Raw genomic sequence first — 21,933 nt, 5'->3', positions numbered from 1 at the left:
TGCAACTTGTGGCGAGGGAGCTTGCTCCCGTTAGACTGCAAAGCAGTCTCTTTCATCAGGTTAACCTGGGGCCCGCTTCGCGCCCCAGCGGGAGCAAGCTCCCTCGCCACAAAAGCTGAACAGTCAATAAAAGACTCAGAGCTGCCCATCACGATCCCGGAAGCCCAGCAGATACAGCACCCCATCCAGTCCCAGGGTAGAAATCGCCTGCTTCGCCGACTGTTTGACCAGAGGCTTGGCACGGAACGCCACACCCAACCCGGCAATCGCCAGCATCGGCAAATCGTTGGCGCCGTCGCCGACCGCAATCGTCTGCTCCAGACGCAGGCCTTCCTTGTGCGCCAGCTCCTTCAACAGATCAGCCTTGCGCTGCGCATCGACAATCGGCTCGACCGCCACGCCAGTCACCTTGCCGTCGACCACTGCCAGTTCATTGGCGAATACGTAGTCGATGCCCAGCTTGGCTTGCAGCTGCTTGGCGAAATAAGTGAAGCCGCCTGACAGGATCGCTGTCTTGTAACCCAGGCGCTTGAGTTCGGCGAACAGGGTCTCGGCGCCTTCGGTCAGGCGTAGCGAGGCGCCGATCGAATCCAGCACGCTGACATCCAGCCCCTGCAGCAAAGCCAGGCGCTCCTTGAAACTTGCGCGGAAGTCCAGCTCCCCAGCCATCGCCCGTTCGGTGATAGCAGAAACCTGCTCGCCTACACCGGCCGCCTTGGCCAGCTCATCGATGACTTCAGCTTCAATCAACGTCGAGTCCATGTCGAACACCGCCAGGCGGCGGTTGCGGCGGAACAGCGAATCTTCCTGGAAGGCGATATCGACGTTCAGGTCCTGCGCCACACTGAGGAACTCGGCCCGCAGTGCCTGCGGGTCGGCCGCTTCGCCACGCACGGAAAACTCGATGCAGCCCTTGCCCTTGTCGGCTGGCGTATCCAGCGGCATACGCCCGGACAAACGATCGATATGATCGATGTTCAGCCCGTATTTGGCAGTGATCGAGCTAACGGCCTGCAATTGCTCGGCAGTCACTTTGCGGGTCAACAGGGTAACAATGTGGCGTTTTTTCCCCTGATTGCCGACCCACTGCTGGTAATCCTCTTCGGAAACCGGCGTGAAACGCACCTGCTGATCAAGCTTGTAAGCCGTGAACAGTATGTCCTTGAGGACTGACTTGCCTTGCTCGGTGTCGGGAATTTCAACCAGGATGCCGAACGATAGAGTGTCGTGGATCACCGCTTGGCCGATGTCGAGAATATTCACACCACCCTGTGCCAGAACGCCGGTAATGGCCGCAGTCAGACCCGGACGGTCGACTCCCGTGATGTTTATCAGGACGATTTCGCGCAAGGCGCACCCCCGCAAGTGGAAAAAAACCGCATTCTACCTTCATTCAGTGACCATCGGGCACCGTGAGCGCTTTGCCGGTCTGGGGCCTGTCGCTATACTGCGCGTCAACTTCACGGACAAAAGAGCCGAGCTCAAGTGAACCGGCCCACGCCAGTAAAAACCGATAACTTCTTTCTGCTGATCTTCCGTGCACTGCGCCATCGCCGTGTACCGATTGCATTACGCATTGCCAGCCATAACGTGATCCTGGTCGCTCTGGCCCTGGTCATCTACGCCTGCGTGATGGGGTTGCAGTTCAAGCAGGCCATGCACGAGCAGGCGGATGCGCTGGGCGAAAGCCTGACCACGCAAACCGCCACCTCCGCCACCGAGCTGTTGGTGTCCAATGACATCCTCAGCCTGAACGTGCTGCTCAACAACCTGACCAAGAACAAGCTGGTGGCTCACGCGGCCATCTATAGCGTGGATAACCGCATCCTCGCCGAAGCCGGTCAGCGCCCCAAGCACAGCCTGCTGGGCGAAGCCGAGGGCATGTATCAGAGCAAGATCACCTTCCAGGACGTGACGGCCGGGCAACTGCGCATCAGCCTGGACATGGATCAATTCCAGCAGCCTATGACCATCAGCCTGCAGAGCATGGGCATTCTCAGTGCAATTCTGCTGGCCTTGTCCCTGGCCCTGAGCCTGCGCCTGGGTCGGCACATCTCCACGCCGTTGCTGCAACTGCGTGTGTGGCTGCGCAACATCGACGAATACACCCCGGCTACCGAGCGCCAGGATGAGATCGGCGACCTGGCACGTCAGCTGCACGCCAACTTCGCCCCGGAGCCCGCGGAACCCGAGCCTGAACCAGAGCCCGAGTACGAAGAGGCAGAAGACGAAGACGAGCCGACTTTCAAGGTGCGCAACCTGCGCGACCCTGGTTTCGATGAAACCAGGCCGGTGGCCGGTTTGAAGCCCGCGCCTCGGCAGATTGTCAGCACTGTAGACGATGATGACGACGAAGATCCGTTCGCCGACCTGCGTGACGAGACGGCTGCCAGCTCGCCTAAACCTGTGGTTAAAGCGCTCGCCTCCAACGTGCCTCAGCACAGCGCCGTACTGGCCGTGCAACTGGGCGCCCAGGATCAACTGCGCCGACTGCCCCGCGCCCGATTGGAGGAGCTGCTCAAGCGTTATCGCGACTGCCTCGATCAGGCCGCCTCCCTCTACCAGAGCGAGCTGCACACCCTGAACGACGGCAGCACCTTGATGCTGTTTCACACTGAAGACAGCGGCGAAGACTACCTGACCAATGCGATCTGCTGCGGCGAGTTGCTCCGTGCGCTGGGTCATCAGCTGCAGATCGAAGTGGCCGACTCGGGCATAACCCTGCAACTGCAGCTGGGCCTGACCTTGGGTGACGAGTTGTTCGGCCTGAGCCAGATCGACCTGCTGCTGACCGAGTCGGCCCAGGACGCCCTGGCCTTGTCGCAACACAGCCGCAACCTGCTGCTGGTGGAACGCAAGATCGGCGACGATGTGCTGATCCGCCAACGCGCGCGGATCCGCCCGATCGCCAGCCCTGAAGGCGCCTGCTGCGTTGAGCGGTTGATGGAGCCGTATCCGTCGATGCTGGAGCGACAACTGGCGCGGATGCATGAGCGCCGGGCTTAAGCCCTGATATGAAAAAGCCCGCAGACGAGTGATTGTCTGCGGGCTTTTTTGTTGCCTGTGCTGGCCCTTTCGCGAGCAAGCCCGCTCCCACAGGGTTCTCGGCCTTACACCTTTTCAGTGGTCACCGCAGGTCACTGTGGAAGCGGGCTTGCTCGCGAAAGGGCTCCCACAGACAACATAGATCGCCCAAGGCAAACACAACAAAGCCCGCACAAGGCGGGCTTTGTTTTGGCTACATCCAGGCTTTAGAACCTGAACACTTCCATATCAGTGCGAATCGGCGAAGCCATCGGAATCTTTGGTTGCTTGTCCTTTTCCGCCGCAGGCGCCGATGGCTTGGCTGCCGGTTTTTTCGGCACCTCGGCGATTGGCGGCTGGTTAGCCAGGGGCTTGAGCGCCACCGACAGTTGCTCGGCCAGCTGTTGCAGCAATGCGCCCTGGGCCTGGACTTGAGCCGCAGTCCCGCCCGCGTGCTGCTCCTGCAGATGAATGATGCGGTTGTCACGCACCTGGCCGCGACGGTCGATCAAGCGCCATTGCGCATCAAGGATCGCCGGCTGCGACTCACCCGAGTCCAGGCGGGTGATGGTCAACAGCACCTGCACATCCGGCGTGAAACCCTGGGTCGCCGGCGCCAGCACGACGCGCTGGCTGTCCAGATGACCGGACACCTGGCGCAGCAGCAATTGATCGATGTCCGAAGACAGGCTGCCAGCCCAGCGACCATCGGTCGAAGCCTGAAGGCTGCCATCGGGCTGTCGCTGCAACAGGGTTTCACGTTGCAGGTAGTCGGCAATCGTCACCGGGCCCAGCAATACGGCCATGCCGGCACTTTGTGCGGGCTGAACCGGATTGCCGCTGTCCAGCTGATACAGCGACACCGGTTGGTGAACGCTGCAACCCGCCAGGCCAAGAACGCCAGCGAGCATCAAGAAAAAAGGAAGGCGCAGAGCAGTCATCGTCCCATCCAGGTGGTTGCCACACGGCTAACCACAGTGAAAATACTCAATAAATATGAAGATCGCTCGGCCACGCCGGCGCTTTAAAGGCCGTATCATCCGTGAATATGCGTCCCGACTCCAGCGCGAAAGCGTCGATCTACGCGTTAAATCGCAGATCGAGCGCTCTAACACACCTAATTGAGGTTTTCGACGAACAGCGCATCCACCCTCTGGAAGCCTCGTGGCAGTTTGTTACCACGACGCCCACGCTCACCTTTGTAGTGTTCGAGGTCGTCTGCCTTCAGCGACAAGGTGCGTTTTCCGGCCTGCAGCACCAGTGTGGCGCCATCCGGCAGCACGGCGATGTCCGTGACATATTCTTCGCGACTGGCCACTCGCTCACCGGGAATACCGATGATCTTGTTGCCTTTGCCCTTCCCTAATTGTGGCAGATCGCTGATCTTGAAGAGGAGCAGGCGACCTTCGGTGGTCACCGACGCCAGCCAGTTATGCTCACGATCAGAGACCGGGCGCGGCAGGATCACCTTGGCGTTGTTCGGTAGGCTCAACAGTGCCTTGCCCGCCTTGTTCTTGGCCTGCAGGTCTTCACCCTTGACCACGAAGCCATAACCGGCGTCCGAGGCGATCACGTACAGCGCATCGTCCTCGGGCATCATCACGCATTCGAAGGTAGCGCCTGGCGGCGGCGTCAGGCGTCCGGTCAGGGGTTCGCCCTGGCCGCGGGCCGACGGCAACGTGTGCGCCGCGACCGAGTAGCTGCGGCCGGTAGAATCGATAAACACCGCAAACTGGTTGGAGCGCCCTGCGGCCAGGGCCTTGAAGCCGTCCCCGGCCTTGTACGACAGCCCCGTGGCATCGATTTCGTGGCCCTTGGCGGAACGTATCCAGCCTTTTTCCGACAGCACTACCGTCACTTTTTCGTTCGGCAGCAGGTCGTGCTCGGTCAGGGCCTTGGACTCAGCGCGCTCGACGATTGGCGAACGACGGTCGTCGCCATAGGTTTCGGCGTCCTTGATCAGCTCGGTGCGCACCAGTTTTTTCAGCTTGGCTTCGCTGCTCAGCAAGGCTTGCAGCTTGGCTTGCTCCTTGAGCAATTCATCCTGCTCGCTGCGCAGCTTCATCTCTTCCAGCCGCGCCAGTTGACGCAGGCGGGTATCGAGGATGTAGTCGGCCTGGATCTCGCTCAGGGCAAAGCGCTCGATCAGCGCAGCCTTGGGGTGCTCCTCGGTGCGGATGATGTGAATCACTTCATCCAGGTTGAGGTAGGCAATCAACAAGCCGTCCAACAGGTGCAGGCGACGCTCGACCTTGTCGAGGCGGAATTGCAGACGGCGACGCACGGTCTGCACGCGGAATTCCAGCCATTCCACCAACAGCGCACGCAGGTTTTTCAGCTGCGGCTTGCCATCCAGGCCAATGATGTTGATGTTGACCCGGTAGCTCGACTCCAGCTCGGTGCTGGCAAACAAATGCTGCATCAACCCATCGTGGTCGAAATTCTTGCGTGCGCCCGGGATGATCACGATCCGGCACGGGTTCTCGTGGTCGGATTCGTCACGCAGGTCAGCGATCTGCGGGGCCTTGGACGGCTTGGCCTGCATCATCGCGGCAATCTGCTCCAGCACCTTGGCACCGGAGACCTGATGCGGCAGCGCGGTGACGATGATGTCGCCGTCTTCGATGTGATACACGGCGCGCATGCGCACCGAGCCGCGGCCGGTCTCGTAAATTTTCAGCAGGTCAGTACGCGGGGTGATGATCTCCGCTTCGGTCGGGTAGTCCGGACCTTGAATATGTTCACAGAGCTGCTCGACCGTAGCCTTGGGCTCATCCAGCAAACGTACGCAGGCCGTAGCCACTTCACGCAGGTTGTGCGGCGGCACGTCGGTGGCCATGCCCACGGCGATGCCAGTGGTGCCGTTGAGCAGGATATTCGGTAAACGTGCGGGCAACACCAGGGGTTCGTCGAGGGTACCGTCGAAGTTCGGTCCCCAGTCCGCCGTACCCTGGCCCAATTCGCTGAGCAGCACTTCGGAATAGCGCGACAACCGCGCCTCGGTGTAACGCATGGCGGCGAAAGACTTGGGATCGTCGGGCGCACCCCAGTTACCCTGGCCGTCGACCAGCGTATAGCGATAGCTGAACGGCTGCGCCATCAGGACCATCGCTTCGTAGCAAGCGGAGTCGCCGTGGGGGTGGAACTTGCCGAGCACGTCACCGACGGTACGCGCCGATTTCTTGTGCTTGGAATCGGCATCCAGCCCCAACTCGCTCATCGCGTAGATGATGCGCCGCTGCACCGGCTTCAGGCCGTCGCCGATATGCGGCAAGGCGCGGTCCATGATCACGTACATGGAGTAGTTGAGGTAGGCACTTTCGGTGAAGTCAGCCAGCGATCGGCGTTCTACGCCGTCTAAGCTGTCTGCAAGGATGTCGCTCATGCGGGCCTCATCGGTTCGTTGTCTGGCGCAGCAGCATGGTGCCGCCGCGCTGAGTAAATTCAAGTTTGTTCAGCGCGCTCATACCGAGCAGCACCTGATCGCCTTCCAGCCCAGGGGCAACCAGCGCGCGAACGTCACGCAGCACGATGTCGCCGACCTGCAGCCGGTCGATACGGGTTCGATACCCCTTGCTCAAACCGTTGGCGGTGCTCAGGGTCACCCCGAAGCCCTCTTCCAGTTTCAGCCGCTTGGCCACTTCAGCCGGGACCGACACATCGGTCGCCCCGGTGTCGAGCATGAAATTCACCGGCTGGCCGTTGATCTGACCGCTGGCGACGAAATGACCCTGGCGATTGCTGGCCAGTTTCACTTCGATAAATCCCTCGCCCTGCTCGGAGTCGACCACGGCATTGGGATTTTGCTGTCGCGCTTCCCATTCGCCAAAAAACCGCGTCGCCAGAAACAACGCGGCGCACCACGCGAGCACCATCAGCACTCGGCCGGCACGTTTGCCCGGCGTTTGTTGACTCATGGTGTGCCACTCCAGCCGCCTTCAGGCGCGGCAAAGCGCCAGATGATCGGGCGAACCTCGCCATCGACGCGGGCCCCGGTATTGTTGTCGACGCCTATCCAGGCGCCTGTGGCGTCCACGACCAGCGCTTCTTCCAACCCGTAGTCCTGTGGATAACGTCGGTTATCCTGCAGCAACTCGGCCGCATACGACCAGCAACGCTCGACCTTGGCCGTCGATGCGTCGCGGCGGCATATTTCGTAGGCATTGCGCTCCAGGGTGAACAGTTTTCCATTGAACAGTGACAGGTCGGCGAAGTCCCGAGACACAGGCCTCGTGTGGTGAAACTGCGCGGGCTGCTGTTGCTTGCCACCCTCGCTCAGCAGCACACAGTTGCCATCACAGTCCCATTGCGTCGGCCCGCGTTTGATAAGCAGCAGACCGCGGCGATCACGCTCGGCGGCCAGCCATAACTGGTCGCCTTGCGGATTAACCGCCAGGCCTTCGAACAATGCATTAAAGCGCTGCAACATGCCCCCGGCCCGCGCCTCACGCACCAGTCTGGGCGAGATTTTCAACCAGGACGCGCGGCCGGTTGGCGGCACCTGCAACACCGCTGCATGGGATTCGCTGACGATGTAACGATTACCCGCGTTGTCGCAGGTGATACCTTCGAAGTCCAGGTCGCCGCCGCGCACGAACGACGCAGCCCAACTGCGCGAGCTCAACCCCCACGGCAATCCGGTGGCAGGTACGACGGGCACATCGATGTGCACGGCTTCGGCCTGCCAGGTGTCCTGGCGGGTATCGAGACGGTAGATCTGGTCATCGTCGCGATCGGACACAGTCCACAGTTCGTTGCCGCACCGCGCCAGCCCCGACAGGTTGCCGCCATGCATGCCGTCCACGGCATGCTCGGAAACCAGGCGCAACTCCGGGACCGGGTCGGCCAACGCCGCCGTGCTCAGGAGTAATGCACTCGCCAGGGCAAAGCCAACCCGCATCAGCCAAGAACCTCGGCCAGGTTGCCTTTGGATTCCAGCCAGGACTTGCGATCGCCGGCGCGCTTCTTCGCCAGCAACATGTCCATCATTTCTGCAGTGGCTTCGTAATCTTCCAGCGTCAGCTGCACCAGGCGCCGGGTGTTCGGGTCCATGGTGGTTTCGCGCAGTTGCGGCGGGTTCATTTCACCCAGGCCTTTGAATCGAGTGACCTGCGGCTTGCCGCGTTTCTTCTCGGCCACCAGGCGATCGAGAATGCCATCACGCTCGGCTTCGTCGAGGGCGTAGAAGATTTCCTTGCCGAGGTCGATACGGTACAGCGGCGGCATGGCGACGTAGACGTGACCGGCATCCACCAGTGGGCGGAAGTGCTGGACGAACAACGCGCACAGCAGGGTCGCGATGTGCAGGCCGTCGGAGTCGGCGTCGGCGAGGATGCAGATCTTGCCGTAACGCAGCTGGCTCATGTCCGCAGCGCCAGGATCAACTCCGATCGCCACGGCGATGTTGTGCACTTCCTGGCTCGCCAGGACTTCGCTGCCATCGACTTCCCAAGTGTTGAGGATCTTCCCGCGCAACGGCAGGATCGCCTGGAATTCCTTGTCCCGCGCCTGCTTGGCCGAACCGCCGGCGGAATCACCTTCCACCAGGAACAGCTCCGAGCGCATCGGGTCCTGCCCGGCACAGTCTGCGAGCTTGCCCGGCAGTGCCGGGCCTTGGGTAATGCGCTTGCGCTCGACCTTCTTGCTGGCCTTCAAGCGGCGGCCGGCGTTGTTGATCGCCAGTTCCGCCAGGAGCATGCCGGTTTCCGGATTGGCGTTAAGCCACAGGCTGAAAGCATCCTTGACCACACCGGAGACAAACGCCGCCGCTTCACGGGATGACAGGCGTTCCTTGGTCTGGCCGGAGAATTGCGGCTCCTGCATCTTCATCGACAGGACGAAGGCGATGCGTTCCCAGACGTCTTCCGGCGCCAGTTTCACACCGCGCGGCAGCAGGCTGCGGAATTCGCAGAATTCGCGCATGGCGTCGAGCAAGCCCTGGCGCAAGCCGTTGACGTGGGTCCCGCCCTGAGCCGTCGGGATCAGGTTGACGTAACTTTCCTGCACGCTCTCGCCACCTTCCGGCAACCACAGCAACGCCCAATCAACCGCTTCCTTATTACCGGCCAGGCTGCCGCAGAACGGTTCGTCCGGCAGGCGTTCGAACTCGGTGACCGCATCGACCAGATAGGAACGCAGGCCATCTTCGTAATGCCATTCGACCTTCTCGCCGCAGGCCTTGTCTTCAAAGCTGACCAGCAACCCAGGGCACAGTACGGCCTTGGCCTTGAGCACGTGCTTGAGGCGGCTGATAGAGAATTTAGGTGAATCGAAGTATTTCGGGTCAGGGGCGAAGAACACGCTGGTGCCGGTGTTGCGCTTGCCGACAGTGCCGACGACTTCCAGTTCGGTTTTCTTGTAACCGTCGGCGAAAGTCATCTGGTATTCGTTGCCGTCACGCTTGACGCGCACACGGACGTCGGTCGACAGGGCGTTGACCACGGAAATACCCACGCCGTGCAGACCGCCGGAGAACTGATAGTTCTTGTTGGAGAACTTGCCGCCCGCATGAAGTTTGGTGAGGATCAGCTCGACGCCTGAAACACCCTCTTCCGGATGGATGTCCACCGGCATGCCCCGACCATCATCGCTGACTTCCAGGGAGTGATCGGCGTGCAGTATGACCTGCACCGAGCTCGCATGTCCGGCCAAGGCTTCGTCGACGCTGTTGTCGATGACTTCCTGGGCGAGGTGGTTCGGCCGGCTGGTGTCGGTGTACATGCCGGGGCGTTTGCGCACCGGGTCGAGGCCCGAGAGGACTTCGATGGCGTCTGCGTTATAAGAGCTAGCGCCGGGAGTGGCCATGGGGTCTCGTCGTCCTTTGAAAAAATTGTTCGGTAGAAAAGGGACCGGTCACAGTGCTGTGAAATCAATCGTTTGATACAAATCTGCGCCGATGCCGGCAAAACTCAACATTGCCGGAAGTTGCGCGGCAAAGCCCTGAAAGCTGTGGTCGCCGCCGGCCTGGATGCGCAAGGCACAGGTCCGGTAGTACTGCTGGGCGAGGCGATAGTCCAGGGTTTCATCACCGGTCTGCAGCCAAACCTGACACCGTTGGGGATCCTGCGGGGCCGGCACTTCCAGCTCGGCCAGGGCCGTCACATGGTCGTGGGTCAGTTCCCAGGCTTCATCGGTGTACAGATTTTTCTGAGTCCCCAGATACCCGTCGAACATCCGGTGCGGGCTGACGGCCGGGTTGACCAGCAGGGCTTTGAGGCCATGGCGCTCGGCCAAGTGAGTCGCATAGTAGCCGCCGAGCGAGCTGCCGACCAGCAGTGGCCGCCCGAGCTCGGCAATCGCCTGCTCAAGCTGACCGATGGCTTCACGTGGATGGTGATGCAGGGCGGGCACCCGCAGTTGATCGCTCAAACCCAGGCGATCCATCACTTTCATCAGCTGCGTGGCCTTTTTCGAGGAGGGTGCGCTGTTGAAACCGTGGATATAGAGGATCGAGCCGGACATTTGAGCTCCCTGTGCGTCGGGTAAAGAAGGCGGAGTTTACAGGGTGTCGGGGGGTGTTGGGCCAGCATCGATAGGAATTACCCGGGCTGTGGGAGCAAGGCTTGCCCGCGATGGCGATCGCACATTTACATTTGTGTAACCTGCCGCACCGAATCGCGAGCAAGCTTTGCTCCCACAGGGCATCAATAACCTTCCGTCAATAACCATCAGAGCCGTAATCGACCTGGAATTGGAACCCCGTAACCCGCTCCACGCCAGTCTCAATCCGCCCATCCGGCAGCAACCGCAACCAGCGATAACCCGGCGCCTGATCCCCTACCGCGAAATCATCGCTCCCCGGCTCAAACTGGATGCAGGTCGATGGCGACGCAATCAACCGCACGCCATTGCGCTCGCGGTCAATCTCCTGATGCACATGCCCCCACAGCACCGCGCGCACCTGGGGAAAGCGGTCCAACACGGCAAACAGCGCCTCAGGATTGCGCAAGCCGATCGGTTCCATCCAGGCACTCCCGATCGACACCGGATGGTGATGAAAACACACCAGGTGATGGCGCTCCGGCGCTTCGCTCAAAGAACGGGCAAGCAATTGCAGCTGCTCATCCTGCAGGTAACCCGGCACCGAGCCGGGCACCGCCGAATCCAGCAGCGTCACCCGCCAGTTGCCGATATCCACTATCGGTTCCAGCAAGGCGCTCTGCACCGCCGCCACGGCCATGACCTGCGGTTCATCATGGTTACCGGGGATCCAGCGCGCCGGCGCATCGAGCTGTCGGGTCAGGTCGCGAAACAGCTGGTAAGACTCCAGTGTTCCGTCCTGGGACAGGTCACCACTGGCAATCACCAAGTCAATGTGCGGCTGCTGCTGGCGGACCAGCTCGAGGACCTTTATGAGGCTGTCCCGGGTATTCATGCCCAGCAACCTGCCATCCGCCTCGGCGAACAAGTGGCTGTCGGACAGCTGCACCAGCAACGCCGAGTCGGCGGTGCTCAATGTGGATACGCTCGGCAAGGCGTTCTCCCAAGGCGAAATCACGAGGATGGAAAAGTGCCGCAATTATGCTGGGGGAAGAGCGAAAGAGGAAAGCCGCTAACTGAACGCAGTTCACAACTAGCGAACGACTTCGTACTCATGTCCCAACGCCAGACAATGGCTCAGCCACTCCCCCAGGAACATGTTCAGCTGGGCTTTTTCATCCGGTTGATGCATCGAGGCATTCGGATAAGGGTAGATGCCGCGAAAACGTCGTGCATGTTCGGCACTGACTACTTCAGCCATACAGGCATCGTGATAGACCTGGACTTCCAGCTGCGGCACCGGCAGCCACGGCAGGCTGTGTTCCTGGCGCACTTGCAAGGTCGTGGTGTACGGGCACACCTGCAGCACCTCGAGCGCCAGCACGCCGAGCATCTGGTCGCCGTGGGTCACCGCTATACGTCGCGCCGCCGGCTCGCTGCGCATGTCCGGCAACAGTCGCATAAGGCGCGCGTAGTTGGCCTCACAGGAAGCTTGCAGCCCCGCGAGGTCGACTCGATAGCGATCGCGCAACTTGTTTACGACCATAACCCCCTCACTTCAACGCGATTCAAAGCCAGCCACTGCAAAGCAATGATACTGGCCGCGTTGGCAATTCGTCCGTCGCGTACGGCTTGCAGGGCATCTTCGAACGCCCAGACCGTAACGCGAATATCTTCTGCTTCTTCCTCCAGCCCATGCAGGCCGCCGGCCCCGGTTGTCTCGCAACGCCCCAGGTACAAATGCACGAACTCATTGCTGCCGCCCGGCGATGGAAAATATTTGGTCATCGGCCAGAGCGCCCCGAACACAAGCCCAGCTTCCTCCTGCGCTTCGCGGTGAGCAACTTCTTCCGGCACTTCATCCTTGTCGATCAGACCAGCGACCAGTTCGATCAGCCACGGGTTATCGGTCTTGCCCATGGCGCCGACACGAAACTGCTCAATCAGCACCACTTCGTCACGCTGCGGATCGTAAGGCAGCACGCAGACAGCATCATGGCGAACGAACACTTCCCGATTGATTTCGCGACTCATGCCTCCGGCGAACAATTCGTGGCGCAAGTGCACACGATCAAGCTTGTAAAAGCCCTCGTAGCACTTTTCGCGCCGAACGATCTCAACGGCGGTCGGAATGGCGTTGGCAAAATCAGTCATGACAATCCTCGTAGTTGCTCCGAGGCTCCAGCCTCGACTTCGCGCCATCCTAACGCGCCCGCTACGTTTGATGCAGCCCCTTTCCAGCCAGCGGGATAGACGGTGAGGGCGAAACCAACTCTAATTAGCTTAGTGGCGAACTGATTACCGCGCTGGCAGTCGAAGCGGGTAACTTTCGCCTTTCCCTGTTTCATGAAGGACGCCCATGTCGCTTTTCAAAATCGCCTCCGTGGCCGCAATCGCGCTGACCCTGGCCGCTTGCCAGAGTCTGTTCCAGCCCAACTACCGGACGCCACTGGAAACCACCCGTGACGCCTCCGAGCAGTTGAAGCCGGGCTGCACGACGCCAGATTGCCCGCTGGTCAACATCGACACGCTGCGCTTCCCGGCCGAGCCTGCCCTCGACGGCATCATCGAAAAGCGCTTGCTGCAAATGACCCGCACCTCGCCCGACGCCCCGGTGGCGCCGACACTTGCAGCCTATCGCGATGAGTTTTTGCGCAGCGCCGGCCCGCGCTATAGCAGTTACTTGCAGGCCAAAGTACGGGAGCAGCATGACGGCTTGGTGATCGTCGAGTTTTCCAGCTACCTGGACACTGGCGGCGCCCATGGTACGCCGGGTCGCAGCTTCATCAACTATTCGCGCCAGCAACACAAGGTGCTGACGTTGTCGGACATGCTGCTGCCTGGCCAGGAAGACGCATTCTGGAAAGCCGCGCAGGTGGCACACAACAGCTGGTTGATCAGCACCAAGCTCGATCAGGAAGCGGAGTTCGTGAAGAGCTGGCCGTTCCAGAAGACCCAGAACGTGGCGCTGACCTACGGTGGGGTGATCCTCAAGTACGAAACCAGCACCATCGCACCCTATGCGCTGGGCCATGTCGAACTGAAGATCCCCTACCCACGCCTGAACGGCATCCTCAGACCCGAGCTGTTTCCTGGCCGTAGCTGAAGGCCCGGCCCAGCACCAGCTGCAGCAACCCTGCCAGAATCAACGACGGCAGGGTTGCGCCGATGTCCGGGTACAGGTTGGCCAACAAGTGATAAGTGCTCACCCCGCCCAACCAGGCGAGTAACGCCGACCAGCGCAATGCGGCTGATGCGACTTGGGCACTGCGTTTGCGCAGGATGAAGTGATCCACCAGCACCACGCCGAACAGCGGCGCAAACACCGAGCCGATCAGCAACAGGAAGTTCTGATACTGGGCCAATGGCGCCAGCAAGGCGATCAGCGTGCAGACCACACCAATAGCCAACGCCAGGTGCTCGACTTTGAAGCGCACCAGCACCCCGCTGGACACTGCCGCCGAGTGAATGTCGGCAAAGGCGTTTTCTGATTCGTCCAGCAGGATCAGCAGCAGTGGAATCCCCAAGCCAGCACCGGCCAGTGCCAACAGCAGCGCATTGACTTCACCACTCGGGGCAAATGCCAGGGTGTAGGCGACGCCCAGGCTCATCAGCCAGAAGTTACCGATAAAAAAGCCCAGCGCGGTTCCGCCGAAGACGTTTTTCGCACACTTGCCGAATCGAGAGTAGTCGGCGATCAGTGGCAACCAGGACAATGGCATCGCAATGGCGATGTCAAAACCCACCGCGAACGGCATCGAACCGTCGCCGGCCTGCGCCCACAACGCGGCCAGATCGGCTTTGGCGAACAGGTTCCAAGTCAGCCAGATGCACGCGGCCAGCAGCAGCCAGATGCCCCATTTGCGCAGGATCTGGCGCACGAACGTCAGTGGCCCGCTGACTGCCAGCAGCGTGGCCAGGCCACCGAAGAACAGGGTCCATAGCAGTGGACTCGACAGCAGACTGCCATCGCTGAAGGCGCGTGCCCCCAACAGACTGGCGGCGTCACGCATGACGATGATTTCGAAAGAGCCCCAGCCGATCAGCTGCAGCAGGTTCAACACCGCCGGCAGGCTCGCGCCCTTGATGCCGAGGCTGAGCTTGAGGGCGGCCATCGACGACAGGCCGGTGTCACTGCCGATCACGCCAACTGCCGCCAGCAGCAGGACGCCGACCAGGGTGCCGAGGAAGATTGCCAGCAGCGAACCGGACAGGCCCAGGCCGGGCGCGAGCAATGCGCCGGTCTGTAGCACCATCAGGCCGATGCCGAGGGAGAACCACAGGGAAAACAGGTCACGACCACCGAACACCCGCTTTTCAGCGGGCACCGCGATGTCGGGGGAGTAAGTGCTGGGTTGAATGCTCACGGGTGTTATCTCAGAGGGACATTTGTTGTTGTATTGATCGCTATCGCCAGCAGGCTGGCTCCCACAGGGGACTTGTGAACGCTACAGATCCAATGTGGGAGCCAGCCTGCTGGCGATGGGGCCTGTGCAGGCCCCACCTTTTCAGGTCAGATCAAACCTTCTTGTACAGCTGACTGCCTTCCTGCTTGAACCGCTCAGCCTGCTCCGCCAGTCCCTGGGCGACTTCGGCGTCAATGGTTTCGATCCGTTGGTTGGCCGCGTATTCACGGACTTCCTGGGTAATCTTCATCGAGCAGAATTTCGGCCCGCACATCGAGCAGAAATGCGCAACCTTGGCCGAATCCTTCGGCAACGTCTCATCGTGATACGAACGTGCGGTATCCGGATCAAGGCCCAGGTTGAACTGGTCTTCCCAACGGAACTCGAAACGCGCCTTGCTCAGGGCATTGTCGCGAACCTGTGCACCCGGATGGCCTTTCGCGAGATCAGCAGCGTGCGCCGCGATCTTGTACGTGATGATCCCGGTTTTCACGTCATCCTTGTTCGGCAGGCCCAGGTGTTCCTTCGGCGTAACGTAACAAAGCATCGCGCAACCGAACCAGCCGATCATGGCGGCACCGATGCCCGAAGTGATGTGGTCGTAGCCCGGTGCAATGTCGGTGGTCAGCGGGCCGAGGGTGTAGAACGGCGCCTCGTCGCAGCACTCGAGCTGCTTGTCCATGTTTTCCTTGATCAGCTGCATCGGCACATGGCCCGGGCCTTCGATCATGCACTGCACGTCGTGCTTCCAGGCAATTTTGGTCAGCTCGCCGAGGGTTTCCAGCTCGCCGAATTGCGCGGCATCGTTGGCGTCGGCAATCGAACCCGGACGCAGGCCATCACCCAGCGAGAAGCTGACGTCGTAGGCCTTCATGATTTCGCAGATGTCTTCGAAATGGGTGTAGAGGAAGTTTTCCTTGTGATGCGCCAGGCACCACTTGGCCATGATCGAGCCGCCACGGGAGACGATCCCGGTGACGCGCTTGGCGGTCAGTGGCACGTAGCGCAGCAGCACACCGGCGTGGATGGTGAAGTAGTCGACGCCCTGCTCGGCCTGTTCGATCAGCGTGTCGCGGAACAGCTCCCAGGTCAGGTCCTCGGCGGCGCCACCGACTTTTTCCAGGGCCTGATAAATCGGCACGGTACCGATCGGCACCGGCGAGTTGCGGATAATCCACTCGCGGGTTTCATGAATATGCTTGCCGGTGGACAGGTCCATGACCGTGTCCGAACCCCAGCGGATGCCCCAGGTCAATTTCGCCACTTCTTCTTCGATGGACGAACCCAGGGCGCTGTTGCCGATGTTGCCGTTGATCTTCACCAGGAAGTTACGGCCGATGATCATCGGTTCCAGTTCGGTGTGGTTGATGTTGGCCGGAATGATCGCGCGACCGCGGGCGATCTCGTCACGGACAAACTCTGGGGTGATGATTTTCGGCACGCTGGCACCGAAGCTGTAACCAGCATGTTGCTGGTCCAGCAGCCCGGCGGCGCGGGCCACTTCGAGCTTCATGTTTTCGCGGATGGCGACGTATTCCATCTCGGCGGTGATGATGCCTTTGCGCGCATAGTGCATCTGGCTGACGTTGGCCCCGGCCTTGGCGCGGCGCGGGTTGTTCACGTGGGCGAACCGCAGCTTGGTCAATTCGGCGTCGGCCAGGCGTTCCTGGCCGAAGTTGGAGCTCAGGCCGGGCAGGCGCTCGGTGTCGCCACGGGCTTCGATCCACGGCGAACGCACATCGCCCAGGCCTTTGCGCACGTCGATGATGACGTTGGGGTCGGTGTACGGGCCCGAGGTGTCGTACACAACGACAGGCGCGTTGATCTCGCCGCCGAAATCGGTCGGGGTCACGTCAAGGCTGATTTCGCGCATCGGCACGAGGATGTCCGGGCGAGAGCCCTGAACGTAAACTTTTTGCGAGCGGGTAAAAGGCTGAACCGACTGTTGATCGACTTGGGCCGAATCACTCAGGTTCGTCGTATTTTTTAGTTTTATCGTCATCACGGGCTCTCCAGACAGCATCCAGGCAGTGGATTTTTGTCGGAGCGAACCTGTAACGAATGGACGCGACCAATCAGCTGTAACGCAACTGTTGGTGCTGTGCTCAGTACTCGAGGGGTGTTCGATTGTCGAACAACATCCCGGACGAAGCACAAGAGGACTCGCCGGGTGACGAGAAATCTTGTTCCCTACGCAGGCGCTAACCTGATCAGGTTCAACGGGATCCGAAATTATTCGATCTCAGCCTCATAGCAAGGCACCCCGACAAGAACCCGGCCAGTCTAGACACAACTGACACAGAACGCCAACCCCGTTAGAAACACCTTGATGAATGGCGTAATTACAGGATTGTTGCCGAACGTGTGCGCAACTACACTCGCTACGCCGCATAGCGTCTCGACGTTGTGCGTTGACGATGTACAACGCCGCGCCGTACCTTGGCGCAAATTATCAGCGTAATTTTTAGGGATGGCCGCATGCTGCGCAAACTTTCACTGGCCCTTGCCGTGTCTTGTGCTTCGAATGGAATGGCCTCGGCAGCGGAAGCGCCCTTATCGACCAGGACTGACCTGGTGAGCGTCTATCAGGAAGCAGTAGATAACAACGCCGACCTGGCCGCTGCTCGCGCCCAGTACGGTGCACAGAAAGAAGTGGTGCCCCAGGCTCGGGCCGGGTTGCTGCCGAATCTGTCTGGCGGCGCCCAGGTGGCCAATGTGCGTACCGACATCAATCAGCCTTCCGCTGTGACCACCCGCAGCGCCAACTCCTATCAGGCGACCTTGGCCCAGCCACTGTTCCGTGCCGATCGCTGGTTCCAGTACCAGGCGGCCAAGGACGTCAACGAACAGGCAGCGCTGCAACTGTCCGCTACAGAGCAGAACCTGATCCTGCAGACGGCCGAAAACTATTTCAATGTGCTGCGCAGCCAGGACAACCTGGCCTCGACCAAGGCCGAGGAAGCGGCATTCAAACGCCAACTGGACCAGTCCAACGAACGCTTCGATGTCGGCCTGTCGGACAAGACAGACGTGCTGCAATCGCAAGCCAGCTACGACACTGCGCGAGCTAACCGCATCGTTGCGCAGCGCCAGGTGGATGACGCGTTCGAAGCGCTGATCACCCTGACCAACCGTCAGTACAACTCGATCCAAGGCATTGTCCATACACTACCGATCCTGCCGCCGGCACCGAACGATGCTAAGTCCTGGGTCGACACGGCGGCTCGGCAGAACCTCAATCTGTTGGCCAGCAACTACGCGGTCAGCGCTGCTGAAGAAACGCTCAAACAACGCAAGGCCGGCCACGCCCCGACGTTGGATGCGGTGGCGAAATATGAAAAAGGTGATAACGACGCTTTTGGCTTCAGCAACCCGAATGCCTTTAACCAGGCCTATGGCGGGCCCGTCGAGCAACGCACCCTGGCCCTGCAGCTGAACATCCCGATCTACAGCGGCGGGCTGACCAATTCCCAGGTAAGGGAGTCCTATTCGCGCCTGGAGCAGACGGAACAACAGCGTGAAGGCCTGCGCCGGCAAGTCGTGGAGACCACCCGCAATCTGCATCGTGCGGTGAATACCGACGTCGAGCAGGTGCAGGCGCGCAAGCAGTCGATCATCTCCAACCAGAGCGCGGTGGAAGCGACTGAAATCGGCTATCAGGTCGGCACCCGCAACATCGTCGACGTGCTCGACGCCCAGCGCCAGCTGTACACCTCGGTGCGCAACTACAACAACACCCGGTATGACTACATCCTCGACAACCTGCGCCTGAAGCAGGCGGCCGGCACGTTGAACCCGGGGGACCTGGAAGACCTCAAGCGCTACCTCAAGCCCGACTACAACCCGGACAAGGACTTCTTGCCGCCGGATCTGGCGACAGCTGCGGCGGAGCAACTGAAAGCCCGACCTTGAAAGCAAAAGATCGCAGCCTTCGGCAGCACCTACAGGGAAATGTATTCCAAAGTAGGAGCTGCCGAAGGCTCGGGCCGCGTTCGGAAGATCTTTTATTCCAGACGACGCAGTTTAACGGTCGATCAACCGCCCCAACCCATCCAGCAATCGCTGCAAAGCGCCCTGATTGGCGCGCATCACGTTCAATCCTGCCTCCGCCATCCGCTGCGCATCCCGCGGCAATTCGAACAAGCGCTGGACCGCCACCGCCAACCCTTCGGCATCTTCCACCTCCTGCAGCGCGCCGGCGTTGCGCAACTGCGCGGCTATTTCGAGGAAGTTGAACAGGTGCGGGCCACTCAGCACTGGCTTGGCCAATGCCGCGGGTTCCAGCAAGTTATGCCCGCCGTTCGGCACCAGGCTGCCGCCGACAAACGCGGTATCCGCCAAGGCGTAAAGAAACAGTAACTCGCCCATGGTGTCGCCCAGCAGCACGGAAGTTGCGGCGCTGACCGCCTCGCCCGCAGAACGTCGAATCGTGGCAAAGCCCTGCCGGGTGCACAGTTCGAACACCGAATTGAACCGCTCCGGATGGCGCGGTACCAGGATCAGCAGCGCATCGGGATGATTGGCCAACAGCTGACGATGGGCAGCCAGCACTACCTCGTCTTCGCCCTCATGGGTGCTGGCGGCAATCCACACCGGACGCTCCTGCGCCTGCCATTGGCCGCGCAACTCTGTGGCACGCTGGAGCAGCTGCGGGTCGATGGTCAGGTCGAACTTGATCGAGCCGGTGACCTCGACGGTTTCCGGGCGTGCGCCCAAGTCGCGAAAACGCTGGGCCTCAGCCTCGGTCTGCACCGCAAACAGGCGCATTTCGGCGAGCATTGGCTGGGTCAGTTTGCGCAAACGGCCGTAACCCCTGGCCGAGCGCTCGGACAGTCGAGCATTGGCCAGCGCCACGGGGATGCCCCGCCTGGCGCACTGGTGAATATGGTTGGGCCACAGCTCGGTTTCCATGATCACCGCCAGTTTCGGCTGGACCCGATCAAGGAATCGCTTCGCCGCGCAAGGCAGATCATAGGGCAGATAGCAGTGTTGAATTCGCGGCTCATTGGCGAACAGGACGCGAATGCGCTCGGAGCCGGTCGGGGTCATGCAGGTCACGGTGACCGGCAGCTGTGGATAACGTTGCAACAGGGCGCGGATCATTGGCGCCGCAGCGATACTCTCGCCGACAGACACCGCGTGCACCCAGATACCGCCAGGCTGCATCATCGGTAGGCCATAGGAAAATCGCTCGCCTATGCGTTTGGCATAAGCCGGCGCCTTGCGCGCCCGCAGCCAAAGCCGAATCGCTACCAATGGTAGCCCCAGGTAAAACAGCGCGGTGTAGAGAGTTCTATTCATGGCGGCGGAGTTTATCGGCTTTTGTCGCCGATCGCCCGCAAGTGCACGGCAAAACGTTCCGCCAGCCAGCGTGCAGCCGGGCCCAGTGGCTCGTCACGACGCCAGACTAACTCCACGACGAGGGCCGGCGGGGTCCATTCGCTGACCAGCTCGACCATCTGATCCTGATAAGCCGGGTACTGCACAACGTGCCGCGGCAACCAGGCCCAACCGAGTCCACGCACCAGCCATTCGGCCATCACGTAGAAACTGTCAGCCCGCCAGACCTGCGGGCTGGCGGCTTCGCTGCCAGGGTAGACACTGGATTGAGTGGACATCAGTAACTGGCGATGTTGCGCCAACTGCTGGCAGTCAACTTCGGTTTTGCCTGCCAGCGGATGCCCGCTGCCACATACCGTGACCATTTCGACGCTACCCAGAACCCGGCGCTCAAGGGATTCGGGAATCTGGTCGTGATAAAACAACAGCCCCAGGTCGGCCCGGCGCTCCACCAATTTACGCGCGACATCGCCCTGGGCGGCACTGGTCAGTTGCACTTCAATACTGGGAAACTGTTGCGCCAGGGCTTCAAAGCTATCCACGACCGCCTGGTAGGGCATGGCCTCATCCTGGGCCACCCGCAGCCGCGCTTCCTGCCCGCGCATCATCGCCAATGCCCGGCCGTTCAAACGCTCGCACTGGCGCAGGACTTCCCTTGCTTCTTCGAGCAAGGCATTGCCAGCTTCAGTCAGTTTCGGCTGGCGCCCGCTACTGCGATCAAACAGGCTGACGCCAAGGTCTTCTTCCAGCAGCGCAATCGAACTGCTGACGGCCGACTGGGCCTTGCGCTGGACGCGCGCCACCGCCGAGAACGAGCGTTGTTCCGCTACGCTGACAAACAAGCGAAGCTGTTCCAGATTCCATTGCATGCTCATGAGCGACCCATCTCCAGAACAGATAGGTAATGACTTTACCGCATCTGACGAATCTCTAGAATGCAGGCTTGATAAAGCAACACATCACTTGAGGACGCTCCTATGACCGCTTACTACTACCTGGCCATTGCCATCTGCGCCGAAGTGATCGCGACCGTTTCGATGAAAGCCGTAAAAGGTTTCAGCACGCCCCTGCCGTTGGTGCTGGTGATTGTGGGTTACGGCATCGCCTTCTGGATGTTGACGCTGGTGGTGCGAAGCGTGCCTGTGGGCGTGGCTTATGCGGTGTGGGCCGGCATGGGCATCGTGATGGTCAGTGTCGCCGCCCTGTTTATCTACGGGCAGAAGCTGGATGTGCCGGCGATGCTGGGGATGGGCTTGATCGTCCTGGGTGTGGTGGTTATCCAGCTGTTCTCGAAAACTGCAGGCCACTAACGCCCGGAATGCTGTCTATTGTGGGAGTGAGCCTGCTCGCGATAGCGGTGTGCCAATCGGCGCATATGTTGCCTGGTAAACCGTTATCGCGAGCAGGCTCACTCCCACAGGTCCATCGGCCGCTGCAATCTTTGAGTCTGTATACTGCGCCCTCGTCTTGAACACTGAGGTCGTTGCATGCCATCCGTTATTTCCACCGACGTTTTGATTGTCGGCGCTGGTGTCGCCGGCCTCTGGCTGAACGCGCGCCTGCGCCGCCAGGGTTTCTCGACCGTGCTGGTGGAAAGCGCCACCCTCGGCGGCGGGCAGAGCCTCAAGTCCCAGGGCATCATCCACGGCGGCGCCAAGTACGCGCTGCACGGTGCGCTGACCGG

19 protein-coding genes and 1 riboswitch are annotated in these 21,933 nt (G+C 60.7%); of the genes, 5 read left to right on the top strand and 14 right to left on the bottom strand.

Features of this window, described 5'->3' with window-relative positions:
- Window positions 1-135: 135 nt before the first annotated feature.
- The gene (serB, locus tag L9059_RS28555) at window positions 136-1,350 is read right to left on the bottom strand and encodes a phosphoserine phosphatase SerB (protein WP_247294328.1); all 1,215 of its coding nucleotides are present in this window, start codon (window positions 1,348-1,350) and stop codon (window positions 136-138) included.
- Between the two features lie 135 nt (window positions 1,351-1,485).
- Here serB and L9059_RS28550 point away from each other — a divergent pair, with 135 nt between their 5' ends.
- Window positions 1,486-3,006, top strand: coding sequence for an AhpA/YtjB family protein (locus tag L9059_RS28550; RefSeq protein WP_247294327.1), 1,521 nt, complete (start codon window positions 1,486-1,488; stop codon window positions 3,004-3,006).
- Window positions 3,007-3,251: 245 nt separating this feature from the next.
- Here L9059_RS28550 and L9059_RS28545 read toward each other — a convergent pair whose 3' ends face one another.
- From L9059_RS28545 to L9059_RS28505, 9 genes are all read right to left on the bottom strand, one after another.
- Window positions 3,252-3,965: a PqiC family protein gene (locus tag L9059_RS28545; RefSeq protein ID WP_247294326.1), complete on the bottom strand. Its 714-nt coding sequence runs from the start codon at window positions 3,963-3,965 to the stop codon at window positions 3,252-3,254.
- 176 nt (window positions 3,966-4,141) lie between these two features.
- Window positions 4,142-6,409: a DNA topoisomerase IV subunit A gene (gene parC, locus L9059_RS28540; protein WP_247294324.1), complete on the bottom strand. Its 2,268-nt coding sequence runs from the start codon at window positions 6,407-6,409 to the stop codon at window positions 4,142-4,144.
- 7 nt (window positions 6,410-6,416) lie between these two features.
- Window positions 6,417-6,941 (bottom strand): retropepsin-like aspartic protease family protein, encoded by a 525-nt coding sequence (locus L9059_RS28535; RefSeq protein WP_247294323.1) that lies wholly within the window; start codon window positions 6,939-6,941, stop codon window positions 6,417-6,419.
- Window positions 6,938-7,924: an esterase-like activity of phytase family protein gene (locus L9059_RS28530; RefSeq protein ID WP_247294321.1), complete on the bottom strand. Its 987-nt coding sequence runs from the start codon at window positions 7,922-7,924 to the stop codon at window positions 6,938-6,940. The genes L9059_RS28535 and L9059_RS28530 overlap by 4 nt, the downstream gene beginning before the upstream one ends.
- Window positions 7,924-9,828: a DNA topoisomerase IV subunit B gene (gene parE, locus L9059_RS28525; RefSeq protein ID WP_247294320.1), complete on the bottom strand. Its 1,905-nt coding sequence runs from the start codon at window positions 9,826-9,828 to the stop codon at window positions 7,924-7,926. The genes L9059_RS28530 and parE overlap by 1 nt, the downstream gene beginning before the upstream one ends.
- A 48-nt stretch (window positions 9,829-9,876) precedes the next feature.
- Window positions 9,877-10,485 carry a YqiA/YcfP family alpha/beta fold hydrolase gene (locus L9059_RS28520; RefSeq protein ID WP_247294319.1) on the bottom strand — a complete coding sequence of 203 codons (609 nt, stop codon included), beginning with the start codon at window positions 10,483-10,485 and terminating at the stop codon, window positions 9,877-9,879.
- A gap of 196 nt (window positions 10,486-10,681) precedes the next feature.
- Window positions 10,682-11,497, bottom strand: a complete 816-nt coding sequence (cpdA, locus tag L9059_RS28515; RefSeq protein ID WP_247294318.1) for a 3',5'-cyclic-AMP phosphodiesterase — start codon at window positions 11,495-11,497, stop codon at window positions 10,682-10,684.
- Between the two features lie 99 nt (window positions 11,498-11,596).
- On the bottom strand, window positions 11,597-12,049 hold the full coding sequence (locus L9059_RS28510; RefSeq protein ID WP_045061863.1) for a DUF1249 domain-containing protein: 453 nt from the start codon (window positions 12,047-12,049) through the stop codon (window positions 11,597-11,599).
- Complete coding sequence (locus L9059_RS28505; RefSeq protein ID WP_247294317.1) at window positions 12,040-12,657, bottom strand: NUDIX domain-containing protein; 618 nt, start codon at window positions 12,655-12,657, stop codon at window positions 12,040-12,042. The genes L9059_RS28510 and L9059_RS28505 overlap by 10 nt, the downstream gene beginning before the upstream one ends.
- A gap of 205 nt (window positions 12,658-12,862) precedes the next feature.
- Between L9059_RS28505 and L9059_RS28500 the strand changes: the two genes are divergently transcribed.
- Window positions 12,863-13,609, top strand: coding sequence for an RsiV family protein (locus tag L9059_RS28500; RefSeq protein WP_247294316.1), 747 nt, complete (start codon window positions 12,863-12,865; stop codon window positions 13,607-13,609).
- Here the strand turns inward: L9059_RS28500 and cytX are convergent.
- Together cytX and thiC are read right to left on the bottom strand one after the other, a co-directional pair.
- Window positions 13,578-14,870, bottom strand: coding sequence for a putative hydroxymethylpyrimidine transporter CytX (cytX, locus tag L9059_RS28495; protein ID WP_247294314.1), 1,293 nt, complete (start codon window positions 14,868-14,870; stop codon window positions 13,578-13,580). The genes L9059_RS28500 and cytX overlap by 32 nt on opposite strands.
- Before the next feature lie 151 nt (window positions 14,871-15,021).
- A complete protein-coding gene (gene thiC / locus L9059_RS28490; RefSeq protein ID WP_247294312.1) occupies window positions 15,022-16,911 on the bottom strand; it encodes a phosphomethylpyrimidine synthase ThiC in 1,890 nt (629 codons plus the stop codon).
- Window positions 16,912-17,079: 168 nt separating this feature from the next.
- Window positions 17,080-17,185, bottom strand: a riboswitch (TPP riboswitch).
- A 202-nt stretch (window positions 17,186-17,387) separates the two neighbouring features.
- Between thiC and L9059_RS28485 the strand changes: the two genes are divergently transcribed.
- Window positions 17,388-18,821, top strand: coding sequence for a TolC family outer membrane protein (locus L9059_RS28485; RefSeq protein WP_247294310.1), 1,434 nt, complete (start codon window positions 17,388-17,390; stop codon window positions 18,819-18,821).
- A gap of 111 nt (window positions 18,822-18,932) precedes the next feature.
- Here L9059_RS28485 and waaA read toward each other — a convergent pair whose 3' ends face one another.
- Complete coding sequence (waaA, locus tag L9059_RS28480; RefSeq protein WP_247294309.1) at window positions 18,933-20,210, bottom strand: lipid IV(A) 3-deoxy-D-manno-octulosonic acid transferase; 1,278 nt, start codon at window positions 20,208-20,210, stop codon at window positions 18,933-18,935.
- A gap of 11 nt (window positions 20,211-20,221) precedes the next feature.
- Window positions 20,222-21,124, bottom strand: coding sequence for a LysR family transcriptional regulator (locus L9059_RS28475; RefSeq protein ID WP_247294307.1), 903 nt, complete (start codon window positions 21,122-21,124; stop codon window positions 20,222-20,224).
- A 102-nt stretch (window positions 21,125-21,226) separates the two neighbouring features.
- Here L9059_RS28475 and L9059_RS28470 point away from each other — a divergent pair, with 102 nt between their 5' ends.
- Complete coding sequence (locus tag L9059_RS28470) at window positions 21,227-21,559, top strand: DMT family transporter (RefSeq protein WP_162437145.1); 333 nt, start codon at window positions 21,227-21,229, stop codon at window positions 21,557-21,559.
- A gap of 177 nt (window positions 21,560-21,736) precedes the next feature.
- Window positions 21,737-21,933, top strand: a 197-nt coding sequence (locus L9059_RS28465) for an FAD-dependent oxidoreductase (RefSeq protein WP_247294306.1), incomplete at its 3' end; no start/stop codon positions are given.

The organism is Pseudomonas violetae (assembly GCF_023072615.1).
GTDB classification, from domain to species: domain Bacteria; phylum Pseudomonadota; class Gammaproteobacteria; order Pseudomonadales; family Pseudomonadaceae; genus Aquipseudomonas; species Aquipseudomonas violetae.
This window is presented reverse-complemented; position numbering and strand designations above follow the sequence as displayed.

Coding starts and splice junctions, on each gene's coding strand:
- L9059_RS28545 (WP_247294326.1), bottom strand. CDS start 3,965: ATGACTGCTCTGCGCCTTCCTTTTTTCTTGATGCTCGCTGGCGTTCTT.
- parC (WP_247294324.1), bottom strand. CDS start 6,409: ATGAGCGACATCCTTGCAGACAGCTTAGACGGCGTAGAACGCCGATCG.
- L9059_RS28535 (WP_247294323.1), bottom strand. CDS start 6,941: ATGAGTCAACAAACGCCGGGCAAACGTGCCGGCCGAGTGCTGATGGTG.
- L9059_RS28530 (WP_247294321.1), bottom strand. CDS start 7,924: ATGCGGGTTGGCTTTGCCCTGGCGAGTGCATTACTCCTGAGCACGGCG.
- parE (WP_247294320.1), bottom strand. CDS start 9,828: ATGGCCACTCCCGGCGCTAGCTCTTATAACGCAGACGCCATCGAAGTC.
- L9059_RS28520 (WP_247294319.1), bottom strand. CDS start 10,485: ATGTCCGGCTCGATCCTCTATATCCACGGTTTCAACAGCGCACCCTCC.
- L9059_RS28510 (WP_045061863.1), bottom strand. CDS start 12,049: ATGGTCGTAAACAAGTTGCGCGATCGCTATCGAGTCGACCTCGCGGGG.
- L9059_RS28505 (WP_247294317.1), bottom strand. CDS start 12,657: ATGACTGATTTTGCCAACGCCATTCCGACCGCCGTTGAGATCGTTCGG.
- L9059_RS28500 (WP_247294316.1), top strand. CDS start 12,863: ATGTCGCTTTTCAAAATCGCCTCCGTGGCCGCAATCGCGCTGACCCTG.
- thiC (WP_247294312.1), bottom strand. CDS start 16,911: ATGACGATAAAACTAAAAAATACGACGAACCTGAGTGATTCGGCCCAA.
- L9059_RS28485 (WP_247294310.1), top strand. CDS start 17,388: ATGCTGCGCAAACTTTCACTGGCCCTTGCCGTGTCTTGTGCTTCGAAT.
- waaA (WP_247294309.1), bottom strand. CDS start 20,210: ATGAATAGAACTCTCTACACCGCGCTGTTTTACCTGGGGCTACCATTG.
- L9059_RS28475 (WP_247294307.1), bottom strand. CDS start 21,124: ATGAGCATGCAATGGAATCTGGAACAGCTTCGCTTGTTTGTCAGCGTA.
- L9059_RS28470 (WP_162437145.1), top strand. CDS start 21,227: ATGACCGCTTACTACTACCTGGCCATTGCCATCTGCGCCGAAGTGATC.